Annotated in this window: 8 protein-coding genes and 1 pseudogene; 4 read left to right on the top strand and 5 right to left on the bottom strand. The window is 50.2% G+C overall.

All coding sequences use genetic code 11. The features are described 5' to 3' along the window. Window positions 1-337: 337 nt before the first annotated feature. Together ACTHSP_RS11920 and wrbA are read right to left on the bottom strand one after the other, a co-directional pair. Window positions 338-2,515: a TonB-dependent siderophore receptor gene (locus ACTHSP_RS11920; protein ID WP_440346157.1), complete on the bottom strand. Its 2,178-nt coding sequence runs from the start codon at window positions 2,513-2,515 to the stop codon at window positions 338-340. Window positions 2,516-2,725: 210 nt separating this feature from the next. Then, on the bottom strand, window positions 2,726-3,331 hold the full coding sequence (gene wrbA, locus ACTHSP_RS11915) for an NAD(P)H:quinone oxidoreductase (protein WP_049350830.1): 606 nt from the start codon (window positions 3,329-3,331) through the stop codon (window positions 2,726-2,728). Window positions 3,332-3,431: 100 nt separating this feature from the next. Here wrbA and ACTHSP_RS11910 point away from each other — a divergent pair, with 100 nt between their 5' ends. The 4 genes from ACTHSP_RS11910 to xth all read left to right on the top strand — a co-directional run bounded on the left by ACTHSP_RS11910 (window position 3,432) and on the right by xth (window position 8,144). Next, window positions 3,432-4,634, top strand: coding sequence for a YihY family inner membrane protein (locus tag ACTHSP_RS11910; protein ID WP_440346156.1), 1,203 nt, complete (start codon window positions 3,432-3,434; stop codon window positions 4,632-4,634). 99 nt (window positions 4,635-4,733) lie between these two features. After that, complete coding sequence (locus tag ACTHSP_RS11905; protein WP_440346155.1) at window positions 4,734-6,515, top strand: extracellular solute-binding protein; 1,782 nt, start codon at window positions 4,734-4,736, stop codon at window positions 6,513-6,515. Window positions 6,516-6,928: 413 nt separating this feature from the next. After that, a complete protein-coding gene (locus tag ACTHSP_RS11900) occupies window positions 6,929-7,207 on the top strand; it encodes an ArsR/SmtB family transcription factor (protein WP_440346154.1) in 279 nt (92 codons plus the stop codon). A gap of 166 nt (window positions 7,208-7,373) precedes the next feature. Further along, the gene (gene xth, locus ACTHSP_RS11895) at window positions 7,374-8,144 is read left to right on the top strand and encodes an exodeoxyribonuclease III (RefSeq protein WP_440346153.1); all 771 of its coding nucleotides are present in this window, start codon (window positions 7,374-7,376) and stop codon (window positions 8,142-8,144) included. A 328-nt stretch (window positions 8,145-8,472) separates the two neighbouring features. On the opposite strand, the gene ACTHSP_RS11890 is transcribed toward xth, so the two are convergent. The 3 genes and pseudogenes from ACTHSP_RS11890 to ACTHSP_RS11880 form a co-directional block, all read right to left on the bottom strand. Continuing rightward, window positions 8,473-10,932: a sel1 repeat family protein gene (locus ACTHSP_RS11890; RefSeq protein ID WP_440346152.1), complete on the bottom strand. Its 2,460-nt coding sequence runs from the start codon at window positions 10,930-10,932 to the stop codon at window positions 8,473-8,475. Between the two features lie 45 nt (window positions 10,933-10,977). Further along, a complete protein-coding gene (gene polA, locus ACTHSP_RS11885) occupies window positions 10,978-13,773 on the bottom strand; it encodes a DNA polymerase I (RefSeq protein WP_440346151.1) in 2,796 nt (931 codons plus the stop codon). A gap of 391 nt (window positions 13,774-14,164) precedes the next feature. Beyond that, a pseudogene (locus ACTHSP_RS11880) lies at window positions 14,165-14,230 on the bottom strand (F0F1 ATP synthase subunit epsilon); the annotation flags it as partial.

Genomic DNA, 14,230 nt, shown 5'->3' with positions numbered 1-14,230 from the left:
GCAGCCTATTTTGGTCTGCTCAAAGTGAGTGCGCAAAGCCATCTGAAGGCGATGTGTTTAAACCTGTTGAAAGCGGCCAACAGGCTAAGTGTGCCTGTTGCCGCCCAAAAGGCGGCCCGGATGCCTGATTAATCAGGTATCCAAGGGGGATTAAGGGTGGGATTTGAGTAGAATCAGTGGATATTTGAAACAAAAACAGCCGAAAATCTTTGTTTAGGTTTCGGCTGTCGGGGGAAGGACTTTTTTGCAAAGGTCTCAGTATGTCAGAGAATAATCAGGCCGTCTGAAACCCAATGATTCAGGTTTTCAGACGGCCTATCCTACTTCTACTATTCAATTAGAACGTATGTTTAACCGTTGCAGTTACACTACGCGGCGTGCCGTAAACGTGAATATCCGGCATGGTGCGGTAGCGTTTATTGAACACGTTTTCAAAGTCCAAACTGATGCGGGTAGATTGGCCGATTTTGTAATGACCGGTCAAGTCCAGCGTTGCGTACGGACGTTGGGTCAATGCAGCGGCGGCGGCCGGATTGATGTCTGCAGGGTATTCGTCCAGCGTGTGGCTTCGGCTTTGCCAGTTGACGTTGGCACCCAGGTTCAAACGGTCGGTCACGTCATACGCGGTAAAGAGTTTGAACAAATGAACCGGGTAAGACGGATGCAGTTGAACCCCTTCGCTGTCTTTGATTTTGGAACGTGCATAAGACGCATTCAACAGCCATTTGTCGCTCAGGCGGCCGCCGACAGAGAGTTCCATGCCTTTTGTCGTGGTGTTGTCGGCTGCGCGGTAGTATTCCTCGCCATTTGCGAATTTGCCTGCGACAACGCCCAAATGGTCGCGTTTGTTCATAAAGACGGAGGCGGAAGCATTCAGACGGCCTTCAAACCATGATGCTTTCAAACCGGTCTCGTAGGTTTTGCCACGCTGCGGTTTGAGCGCCGCGCCGTCTTTGGTCAGGTAACGCACTTGCGGACGGAAAATGGTGGTGTAAGACGCATAGGCAGTCAGATTGTTGCCGATGTCGTAGGTTACGCCCAAATAAGGAATGAAAACGTTTTGTTTGTGGCTGCTGTGTGCAAATTTGTTACGGCTGGTGCTGTAACGGTAACGCCAATCCACAAAACGGCTGCCGCCGATAAAGGCGAGCTTGTCGGTCAGTTTGAAACGGGTCGAGCCGTAAACCGACAGGTTTTTCATGCGTGAAAAACCATCGCGCAAATACGGCATATCGGGTTTGGCGATGTTGCCGTCAAATTTACGCAAATCAGGAATCGTCGATTCGCCTTCTTCGTAGAAAGACAGGTTTTCTTTGTTGTCCTGATAGCTGATGCCCGCATTGAACTCATGCGAACGGCCCAATGCAGGATAGTGACCATCCAAAGTCAGGGAGAAATCTTGGTCGCGATATTTGCTGCGATCGCGGTCGGATGTAAAGAGCGCGGAATAGTCGGGATTGATTTCGTATGTACCGGCAATGCCTGAAACGATGTCGTTTTTGCCCGAAACATGGCTGTAATTGCCTGTCAGTTTCCAGCCGTTGTCAAACTCATGGCTGAGGGAAGTGAATACTTCAGCACTGGTGTCCTTGCCGTATGCCCAGCGTGCGGAAGAATTGCTGCGCGGCGAAGACTCAAATGGTATGAATCCAGTACGGCGTGAACCTGCTGCGGTCAGGTAGCTGAAACGCGAGCTACCGGTATTGCGGAAACGGTGTATTTCTGTACCGAGGCGCCATTGGGTTTGCGGCGTGATATCGTAAGACAAAGTACCGTAGAAAGTGTGATTATGGCGCGAAGTGTTCGGCAGGTAATCGCCGCCGTGGTCGCTGACCAAAATAGCGCGGCCGCGCAAGGTATTGTCTGCATTCAAAGGCTGATTGGCATCAAGGACGAAGCGGTAGTGGTTCCACGAACCGACACCGGCTTCTACGCTGATGGCAGGTTTGGCAGTCGGTTTTTTGCGTTCCAAAGCAATCGTACCGCCCGGCTCGCCCATACCGCCATTGGACAAACCGCTTGCGCCACGCACGACGACGACTTGTTCGTACAATGAGCTGTCCAGATTGTTGGTGCCGCGGCGGATGGCTTTACCGTCGTAAAGGAATTTAGGCGCACCATCCACGGAAATGCTGTCAATGGCCTGACTGCGCGAAATAAATTGGCTGTGGCCGGATACGTTGTTGCCCATTTTGCTGTGGAACACGCCCGGTGTTTGTTTTAACACGTCCTGCAAGGTATCCAAACCTTGGTCGTCCATTTGTTTTTCGGTAACGACAGACAGGGACTGCGGCGTTTCACGCTGGGTTAGGCGGATGCCTGTCGCGGCGGAGGAAGCGGGAATGGTGTAGTTGGAAGTAGTCTGTTTACCGACACCTTGGACGGTAACTGTCGGTAAATCGACACGTTCTTGCGGCTGGGTATTTTCTACTTCGATCGCGAAAGAATACGCCGAACACAGCGCCAGACTGACGGCAAAGCTTAATTTGCCATAGGGAAATACAGGTAGTGACATAGCCTCTCCAATTAGCTGATGTTTCAATTTGGTGGCAGATTCTATCAAAAAGATGTAATCCGATGAAACTATGTTCCAATCACTATTTTCTAAGTCATTTGTTTCATTAATAATATTTCTTTAAGACTAATCATAATTAACTAAAAAGGCCGTCTGAAAACCCGTATCATCAGGTTTTCAGACGGCCTTAATCTTTTTTTTACAAGGCAATCAGTCTGCCAATTTTCGTGCCAACTCTGCCAAACGCTTACCTTGTGCAAAGGCAATATCGTTTTCTTCGGCAGTCAATGCCGGCTTGCTGTCGTGGCCGGAAACATGGCTTGCGCCGTAAGGCGTGCCGCCGCTTTGGGTATTGCTGAGCGCGGACTCGGTATATGGGATGCCGCTGATGACCATACCGTGGTGCAGCAGGGGCAGCATCATGGTCAGTAAGGTGCTTTCTTGGCCGCCGTGCAGCGAAGATGTGCTGGTGAATACGGTGGCAGGTTTGCCGACGAGTTCTGCGCCGAGCCAAAGGGGAATGGTGCCGTCGATAAAGTATTTCATCGCGGCGGCCATATTGCCGAAACGTGTCGGGCTGCCGAGCGCAAGGCCGGCGCAATTTTTGAGGTCGTCGGCAGTCGCATATGGAGAGCCTTCGTCAGGAATGGCTTTTTCAACGGCTTCGCAAACGGTGGAAACTTTGGGAACGGTACGCAATACGGCTTCGCAACCGTCCACGCTTTCGATACCGCGTGCGATTTGGCGGGCAAGGTTGCGCGTGCTGCCGTTTTGGGAATAAAAGAGGACGAGGATTTTCAGGGGATTTGGGTTCATCTTGGGGTTTCCGTTACAATGCTGTCAGGTTTCAGACGGCCTTTTAAATACTCAGGCCGTCTGAAAAGAAGAAATTTCAATTTAAAAGTGGGAAAAGGTTATGCCGTTTTCGCAATGGTGGCAAGGTTTTTTAAAGAGTAAAGGCGTGGCATTCGCTTGGTTTGTCGTGCGCCGTTTTGATGAGGAGCGTGTGCCGCAGGTAGCGGCAAGCATGACGTTTACAACGCTTTTGGCTTTGGTACCCGTGTTGACGGTGATGGTCGTCATCGCTTCGGCCTTCCCCGTTTTCGACCAATGGTCGGGAGAATTTATCTCTTTTATCAACCGCACCATCGTTCCGCAGGGCGCGGACATGGTGTTTGACTACATCAATGCGTTCCGCGATAAGGCCACCAATCTGACGGCGATCGGCAGTGTGATGTTGGTCGTAACCTCGCTGATGCTGATTCGGACGATAGACAATGCGTTCAACCGGATTTGGCGCGTCAATTCGCAACGGCCTTGGATGATGCAGTTTTTGGTGTATTGGGCATTGCTGACGTTTGGGCCTTTGTCTTTGGGCGTGGGCCTGTCAGTCATAATCGGTCAGGTGCAAGTAGTGGGCGGCTCGGAATGGCTGAGAGTTATAACCGCGGTTTCATTTATTACGGTACTGCTGTGGGGCTTATACCGCTTTGTGCCCAACCGTTTCGTGCCTGCCAGCCATGCTTTGGTCGGCGCGGCCGTAACGGCGTTTTGCTTGGAAACGGCACGCTTTTTGTTCGCTTGGTACATGGGCAACTTTGACGGCTACAAATCGATTTACGGCGCATTTGCCGCAGTACCGTTTTTCCTGTTGTGGCTCAACCTGTTGTGGACGCTGGTATTAGGCGGCGCGGTTTTGACCTCGTCCCTGTCCTACTGGCGCGGCGAAGCGTTCCGCCGCAGTCTGGATGCACGCGGCCGCTTTGATGATGTATTGAAAATCCTGCTGCTGCTCGACTCTGCCCAACAAAACGGCAAAGCGTTGCCGGTGCAGGAGTTCAGACGGCATATCAATATGGGCTTTGATGAATTGGGCGAGCTTTTAGAAAAGCTGGCGCGACACGGCTATGTCTATTTCGGCCGTCAGGGCTGGGTCTTGAAAATGGGGGCGGAGTCCATCGACTTGGCGGAACTGTTCAAGCTCTTTGTCTACCGTCCGCAAACGCTTAATAAAGACAAGGTCAATCAAACGGTTGACCACATCATGCAGCCCTGCTTGGAAACCTTAAACATGACGCTTGCCGAGTTCGGCGCCCATACGAAAAAACAATCCTCTTAAACCTGATGCCGTCTGAAACCAAAAATATCAAGTTTCAGACGGCCTTTGCTATAATCGGCACACTACTGAATATTACATTCGACCTACAAGGATAAATAGATGAAAACACCAGCCCTACTCTCTCTGCTCGGTTTGATTCCATCTGCCGCCTTTGCCACTCACGGCGTAGGCCTTGGCCAACCACCCAAATATCCGGCCAACTTTACCGCTTTCGAATACGTCAATCCCAACGCTCCCAAAGGCGGCACATTTACCACGCCTTTCCTCGGTGCTTTTGACACGCTCAACCCCTTTACCCTCAAAGGCAACCACGAATACGGCATCAGTATGCTGACACTCGACACCCTGACCGAGCAAAGCATGGACGAACCTTACGCCGTTTACGGCCTGATTGCCGAAGACATCGCCCTGGCTCCGGACGGCCTTTCCGTTACCTTCAAAATCAACCCCAAAGCCAAATTTCACAACGGCGACCCCGTTTTGGCCAAAGACGTTGCCGCTTCATTTAACATCCTGACCAAAGACAAAGCCGCCGCCCCCATGTACCACTTCTACTGGAACGACGTGGCCAAAGTGGAAACGCCCAACGACCGCACCGTCGTGTTCCGCTTCAAACAGCGCAACTCAGAATTGCACATGATTCTCGGCAGCCTGCCCGTCTTCTCGCATAAAAGCTATCCAAAAGGCCTGGCCGCCGCACCCAACAGCCTGCCCATCGGCTCCGGCCCCTACCGTTTTGCCAAAGCCGAAAACGGCCGCATCAGCGAGTTTGTCCGCGATAAAAACTACTGGGCGCAAAATCTGCCCGTGCGCAAAGGCCGCTACAACTACGACCACATCCGCATCAAATACGTCAAAGACGAAGTTGTCCGCATCGAAGGACTGAAAGGCGGCCAATATGACTTCGTACAAGAAAACGTCGCCCGCAACTGGGCGCGCGCCTACTCCGACGAAGTCCTTAAAAAACGCAATCTGTCCAAACACGAATGGATACAAAACAGCACAGCTGGCATGCAAGGCTTCGTCATCAATATGCGCCACAAGCCCTTGGACAATATTTACGTCCGCCGCGCCTTGATTGAAAGCTTCGACTACGAAAGCGTCAACAGCCGCATCTTCTACGGCGCATACCGCCGCACCGACAGCTTCTTCACCAACAGCACCATGGCCGCAACCGGCAAGCCTGACAGCGCGGAAACCGCATTGCTCAAATCATTGGGCACCAAACTTCCCGACGGCGTATTGGATCAAGACGTCCCTATGCCGCCGGTTACCGACCCCAAACTGGGCGTGCGTCCGAACCTGCTCAAAGCACGCGCCCTGCTTGAAAAAGGCGGCTATCAATACAAAAACGGCAAAGCAGTGGACAAACAAGGTAAACCGCTGACCTTTGAATTCCTCGCCCCAAGCAAAAACTACGAGCGCATTACCGCCAAATGGCAACGCGACCTCGCCAAAATCGGCATTACCATGAACGTACGCACCGCCGATTCCGCCGTGTACCAAAAACGCATGAACGACTTCGATTTTGACGTGACCACAGGCTACTACGGCAACAGCGAAAGCCCCGGCAACGAACAATACGACTACTTCAGCTGCGCCGCCGCCAAAACCGAAGGCAGCCGCAACCTATCCGGCGTCTGTCATCCCGCGGTTGAAAAACTGCTGACCCATTTCAACAGCTTTACCAACCGCCAAGAGCTGCAAACCACCTCGCGCGCGCTCGACCGACTGATACGCCACCAATACACCATCGTTCCAAACTGGTTCGCCGACCGCTACCGCGTCGTGTACCGTAACGATGTCGGCATTCCGTCCAAGCTGCCGAAATACTACGACCCCATCACCTTCGCCATGACCGCAGGCTGGAAGAAAAAGTAGTCGCATTTCGACAACACGTCCAAGCGTCTGACAAGCCCTTGGCGTGTAGTCTTAAGCATAGAATCGTAAAATCTTGTTGTTCGTTTAAAAACAATCAATCGACTGATTCCAAACAAACATAAAAAATAATAACTTAAAGCCAAATCAAAGGCCGTCTGAAACATCCGTCAGCAAAATCATCTGCAACGGAACATTTCAGACGGCCTTTTCGTCTTTTTTCAATCCAGTTTCGCAACCGAAGCAAAATATCGAAAATAAACAAAAAAATTGCAAAACAATGCCCTCAAATTTTACAAAACCGTGTACACTGCAAGTTAAGAGTTTGAATTATAAGATTAATCTTAATAAAAACTACAATCATCCAAATTTAACCCAAATCAAGCATTCATATAACAGACAAAAGGAACAATAATATGGAAATCAAGCGTCTCTCTACCATTCTCAAACTGATTGCCAACCCCGAACGCATGGCCATCCTTTTTCTGCTGCTTGACGGCGACCGCAGCATTACCGAACTGGCACAGGCGCTCGACTCCTCCCCGACCGGCATCGCCAACCACCTCGCACGCCTGCGCACCGAAGGCATCATCGATTTCACGCGCTACCACCGCATCATCGAATACTGCCTCATCTCCGAAGAAGCCACCACCATCCTCAATACCCTGCGCACGCTCAAAGACCAGGCCGAATAAACAAATTATTCCACATTGCAACATCAAGGCCGTCTGAAACATCAGCTTTCAGACGGCCTTCTCTTTCATCCCATATCGAAAAATAAACCAATCCGCTATACAATACCGCCCATTCCCACAGGCGCAATCCGCCGCCTTCCCACCCAACAGCACACACGGAAACATCATGAAAATCGCCACTTGGAACGTCAATTCCCTCAACGTCCGCCTGCCCCAAGTACAAAACTGGCTGGCCGACCACCAAGCCGACATACTCGCCTTACAAGAACTCAAACTCGACCAAGACAAATTCCCGGCCGCCGCCCTGCAAATGATGGGCTGGCACTGCGTCTGGAGCGGCCAAAAAACCTACAACGGCGTCGCTATCATCAGCCGCCACGAACCGCAAGACGTACATTGCGGCCTGCCCGCCCTTCCCGACGACCCGCAACGCCGCGTCATCGCCGCCACCATCAACGGCGTGCGCGTCATCAACGTCTATTGCGTCAACGGCGAAGCACTGGACAGCCCAAAATTCCAATACAAAGAGCAATGGTTTGCCGCATTGACCGAATTCGTCCGCAACGAAATGGCCGCACACCCCAAACTCGTCCTGCTCGGCGACTTCAACATCGCCCCAGCCGATGCCGACTGCTACGACCCCGAAAAATGGCACGAAAAAATCCATTGCTCCTCCATCGAAAGACAATGGTTTAAAAACCTGCTCGACCTCGGCCTGACCGACAGCCTGCGCAAAATCCACCCCGAAGGCGCATTCTACACATGGTTCGACTACCGCGGCGCCATGTTCCAACGCAAACTCGGCCTGCGCATCGACCACATCCTCACCAGCCCCGAACTCGCTGCCACCCTTACCGACGTTACCGTCGACTTAGAAACCCGCGCCCAAGAACGCCCCAGCGACCATGCGCCGGTAATTGCAGAGTTTGACTGTTAGATTTTGAAGCAATATAAACAATAAGGCCGTCTGAAAACTGGATTTCAGACGGCCTTTATTCTAAAAGTTTCCAGACAACGTTTGAGGTTGTCTAAAAGTTTGAAATAATGGTTTGAACACCAAAACACGCGTGCGTGCGTACCGCACACACCCTACACGTTGGCTTTGAAGTTTCGCGTAATTCACAGGTAGGGTGTGTGGCACAGCCACGCACGCGGTTGGTGGAGATGCAGGCTACGGCTTGCTCGGATGGGTTTTGATTTGGTAGTTTCAGGTTTGGTAGCAACTGTATTTTTCACCCCGTCGGGTAAAAATACAGTTGCTACTACTAATCCTTCTTAATCGGCGGATTGGCATTAATCGGCAACGACGAGCGGGAAACTTTAACGTTTGGATAATATTTCCGCATTAAGTGCTGAAACACTTCCGCCTTGCGATTATTTCCGCTCTTTTCGTAATTCGTTCCCAAAATGACTTCATCCACAATATCGCGTATATCGGCATAAGGCAGATAGACGGATTTTGTATCCTGACAATATTTAATGTCTTTAGAACCAATTTGTTCAATTTTCAGCAGGCGGAACTCTTCCTCGTCGCGGAAAGCAAAATCTTTAAACAGATAGCGGATATATTCCAAAGCTTTTTTGTCTTCATCACTGATATTATTGGATTTTTCCATTAACTCTATCAACGCTTCTTCAAGCTTGTCGATACGCAATTGATACAAACTTGGATTTTTTCCTACAGGCTTTAATCGAATGCCGAATTTTGGATTCTCTTCATTAGGCAACCATATTTTACATTTTTCTTCAATAATATATTCCTCATAATAAGCGATATAAGCTACCTGATAAAGTGGCAGGTTTTCATCTTCTAAACCCGCTCCATCTGTCTCTATTGGTTCTTTGAAACCTTCATTCTGTTTATTTGTGAAACTTTTGAACGAAGCAGAAATATCAGGCTCTTTCAACCAATCCCCGCTTTTATTAAATACCAAGCAGCAGCCCGATGCTTCCACGCTGTTTTCTTTGCCATACAAACGGAACTGGTTCAAATCGTTGACGCGGCTGGAAAAACAGGTAAAGAAAGCATTATGTACAGGGCAATCAGCCTTGTTTTCCAATTCCAAATCCTGCAGATTCAACAACTCCAACAGACCTTCACCCTCAGTCGGATCGTTCATATAAGTGGAGCTACCGATTCTCATCGGACTGACTTTTTTACTGTCAATAGGGTCTTTATCATCGGTTTGATCATTGGTTTTATCATTAGTTTGATCGCTGACAATGCCGAATAATTTTTCGCATACTGAAGGCGAAGTGTAATGGGCAATAGGAATCTCACCCAATTCGAAAGGCGGAATATTTAAAACCGCTAGAATAGTTGAGATAGCATCGGTTAAATTACCCTCTCGGTTTTCAAATAAATTTTCCTGTATTTCTTGCTTTTTCCACTTAAAGTAAAGCATCCATATTGCTCTAAGAAAATAAATTTCCTTTAAATACCGATAAATTTTCCTTTGGATTTTTTTCTTTTCCAGTTCATCATCTAATTGTTTCAGTTGTTTTAAAACATACAAAAAGTGTCCAGCAGCCCTTTTTAACAAAATTTTCGCATTATCCTTACTATCTTTAATAGAAATTGCTTGTACGAAATCACAACGACCAAACCAATATTGGGCATTGATTTTTACGTAAAGGCTGTTTTGCTTATCTTCCAGCTGTTTGGCAAATTCTAACAATCGTTGGAAATGCTCAACTGCCTGTTTAAATAACTGTTCCGACTCCTTGCCTTTGGCTTTCATCGCCTGCTCTAAATAACAACGGCCAAGCCAAGATTGGGCATTGATTTGTGATTGAAGGCTGTTTTGTTTATTTGTCAGCTGTTCAGCAAATTTCAATTGCTGTTGGCGGTATTGAACTGCACATCCCAATAACTGTTCCGACTTCTTGCCTTTGGCTTTTATCGCCTGCTCAAAATAGCAACGACCAAGCCAAGATTGGGCATAGATTTGTTCTTGAAGGCTGTTTTGCTTATTTGTCAGCTGTTCGGCAAGCCTCAATTGTTGGTGGTGGTGTTCAATTGCCTGTTCAAATAACTGTTCCGACTCCTTGCCTTTGGCTTTCATCGCCTGCTCTAAATAGCAGCGGCCAAGCCAAGATTGGGCATTAATTTGTTCTTGAAGGCTGTTTTGCTTGTTTTCCAGCTGTTTGGCAAGACTCAATTGTTGTTGGTGGTGTTCAACTGCCCGCCCAAATAACTGTTCCGACTCCTTGCCTTTGGCTTTTAGCGCCTGCTCTAAATAGCAACGACCAAGCCAATGTTGGGCATTGATTTGTTCTTGAAGGCTGTTTTGCTTATTTGTCAGCTGTTCGGCAAGCCTCAATTGTTGGTGGTGGTGTTCAATTGCCTGTTCAAATAACTGTTCCGACTCCTTGCCTTTGGCTTTTAGCGCCTGCTCTAAATAGCAACGACCAAGCCAAGATTGGGCATAGATTTGTTGTTGAATACTGTTTTGCTTGTCTTCCAGCTGTTTGGCAAATTCCAACGATTGCTGTAAATGCTCAACGGCCTGTCCAAACAACTGTTCCGACTCCTTGCCTTGAGCTTTCATCGCCTGCTCTAAATAGCAACGGCCAAGCCAAAACTGAATATCGTTTTGCTCTTGAATTTGGCTATTTTTATCTTCAATTCCATCTAAAGCCTGATTCAGCTTTTCAATCGCTTCGTCAAATTTTTTGTTCTTGAATAACGCTACACCTTCTTTAATCAAACCTCGAACATCCATTACTTTATCCCTTTCTCAAAACAATCGGTTAAACGCCGTACCATCTCAATGCGCCTCTTCCCAATTCATCCCCACGCCCACCTCCGCCACCAGCGGCACGTTCAACATCCCTTCATCCACTTTCGCCATAATCTGCGGCAGTTTTTCTTTGACCAAATCCAGTTCGGCTTCGGGTACTTCCAGCACCAGTTCGTCATGCACCTGCATAATCAGCTTGGTTTTCAGGCCGTCTGAAACCAGCCAGCGGGACACGTCTATCATGGCGCGTTTGATGAGGTCGGAGGCGGTGCCTTGCATGGGGGCGTTGATGGCGGCGCGTTCGGCTCCGGCGCGGGCGTTGGCGTTTTTGTTACGGATGTCGGGCAGGTAGAGGCGGCGGCCGAACAGGGTTTCGACGAAGCCTTGGGCGACGGCTTGTTCTTTGGTGCGCTGCATGTATTCGGCGACGCCGGGGTAGCGGGCGAAGTAGCGGTCGATGAAGGTTTTGGCGGACAGGTTGTCTATGCCCAGCGATTTGGCGAGGCCGTATTGGCCCATGCCGTAAATGAGGCCGAAGTTGATGGTTTTGGCGTAGCGGCGTTGTTCGGACGAAACGTTTTCGGGGGCGATGCCGAATACTTCGGCGGCGGTGCGGCGGTGTACGTCTTCGCCGTTTTGGAACGCGGCGATGAGGGTTTTGTCGCCGGAGAGGTGCGCCATGATGCGCAGCTCGATTTGGGAATAGTCGGCGGAAACGATGACGCTGCCTTGCGGTGCGGTGAAGGCGCGGCGCACGCGGCGGCCTTCGGCGGTGCGGATGGGGATGTTTTGCAGATTGGGGTTGTTGCTGGCGAGGCGGCCGGTAATGGCGACGGCTTGGGCGTAGGTTGTATGCACGCGGCCGTCTTTGGGGGAAATCATTTCGGGCAGTTTGTCGGTGTAGGTGGATTTGAGTTTCGCCAGGCTGCGGTTTTGCAGGATGATTTTGGGCAGGGGGTAGTCGGGCGCGAGCTGTTCGAGCACGGCTTCGTTGGTGGAAATGCCGCCTTTGGCGGTTTTTTTCAGGCCTTTGGTGGGGATGCCCATTTTGTCGAACAGGATTTCTTGCAGCTGTTTGGGCGAGTTGAGGTTGAACGGTTGGCCTGCGGCGGCGTAGGCTTCTTGTTCGAGCTTCATCAGCTCTGCGCCGAGTTCTGCGCTTTGGCGGGCGAGTTCGGCGCGGTCGATTTGCACGCCGTTGCGTTCCATTTCAAACAATACCTGCGCGACGGGAAGCTCCATTTTTTCATACATTTCAAGCTGTTTGGCGTCCATTTGCGCGCGCAGGTGCGCTTCGAGGCGCAGGGCGAAATCGGCGTCTTGGGCGGCGTATTCGGTCGCCTGCTCAATGGCGACGTCGGCAAAACCGATTTGCTTCGCGCCTTTGCCGCATAGCGATTCGTAGGTAATGGTTTCCAAGCCGAGCCAGCGTTCGGACAATTCGTCCAAGCCGTGTCCGAGATGGCTCTCGATGATGTAGGAAGCGAGCATGGCGTCGCCGGCAATGCCGTTCAGGGCGATGCCGTAGTTGGCGAAGACGTGTTGGTCGTATTTGAGGTTTTGCCCGATTTTTTTCAGGGCAGGGTTTTCCAAATGCGGTTTCAGACGACCTAATAAGTCTTGCAAATCAAGCTGTTCGGGCGCGGCAGTCAGGCTGTGTCCTACGGGGATGTAAACCGCTTCGCCTGCTTGGAACGCGATGCTGATGCCGACCAGCGAAGCGTTCATCGCATCTAGGGATGTAGTTTCTGTATCGATGCCGATTGTGTCTGTCTGCGATAGTTTGTCTAACAAGGTGGCAAACTGCGCTTCAGTGGTAACGGCTTGATAATCCAGCTTTTCAGGGGCTGGGGCAAGTTCGGGTTGTTTTTCCGGCTGTGTTTCCATCGCCAATGCAGCTTGTTCGCCGATATGCTCGCTGCCGAACAAATCTGTGTTTTGCGCTTCGTGCATACGGCTTTCCGCCTCTTTCAGCCAAGTGCGGAAGCCCCAGCGTTTGAAATCGACAACCAGCTGCGCCCATTTAGGCGTAGTGCGGCGCAGGCTTTCGAGGCCGTCTGAAAGCTCGGTGTGCAAGTCCACATCGGTTTTAATCGTTACCAAGTCATACGACAGCGGCAGTTGTTCCAAAGCGGCTTGCAGGTTTTCTCCCACCTTGCCTTTGACTTCGGCAGCGTGCTCCATCACACCGGCCAGCGAGCCGTAGGCTTCCAGCCATTTCACCGCGGTTTTCGGGCCGCACTTCTCCACGCCCGGCACATTGTCCACTTTGTCACCCATCAGCGCGAGATAATCGCGGATTTGGTCGGGGCGAACGCCGAATTTCTCCTTCACGCCTTCAATGTCCAGCGTTTCACCGCTCATCGTGTTCACCAGCGTCACGCGTTCGTTCACCAACTGCGCCATGTCCTTATCGCCGGTAGATACCACCACATTCCAACCCGCTTCGCTAGCCATCTTAGCCAAAGTGCCGATAACGTCATCCGCCTCCACCTGCGGAATCACCAATACCGGCCAGCCCATCAGGCGCACCAAATCCGGCAAGGCTTCCGCCTGCGGGCGCAAATCGTCCGGCATCGGCGGGCGCGTCGCCTTATAGTCGGGAAACATCTCGTGGCGGAAATTTTTGCCCTTAGCGTCAAACACCACCGCGCAATAGTCATGCACATAATCCGCACGCAGTCGGCGCAGCATGTTCAACACGCCATACATCGCCCCCGTCGGTGCGCCGTCGGGCGCAGACAAATTCTGCCCCATGGCATGATAGGCGCGATAAAGATAAGAAGAGCCGTCAACGAGAAGGAGTGTGGGTTTGTTGGACATGGAAAACCTGCTGTGTGTATGAAAATAATGTACGGATTATAAAGGAAAAGGCCGTCTGAAAACCGAAAATCAAGTTTCAGACGGCCTGTTTATATGAGCATTTCGATAAACCCTATTATTTTAAATGTTTAAGAATTTAACTCTATTGAAATCTCAATAAATTAGAAATTATCTAATCTGTTTTATTGATGCTGGAAAAGATTTAAAAAAACTATTTTACCAGCATAACAAGGCTAACTGCTTGACCAGAATCTATCAAAAATTCAATCATAACCGTGATTATATCGTCTCGACTCCTGCTTATCTATCGACATTTCAATACCAAATTGCTTATCTTCAGGCAAATAAAAAAGCACAACATTTCGTTGTGCTTTTTCTTAATGAACCCACATTACTTGTTTTTTTGCGAACGAAGGTAGTCCAAAGTTTTCAGCTGGGCAATGGCTGCTGCCAATGC

The sequence above is a fragment of the Neisseria sp. P0001.S005 genome, from assembly GCF_051963715.1.
Note: the sequence above shows the minus strand (reverse complement) of the source record. Positions and strands in the feature narration are given on the sequence as shown.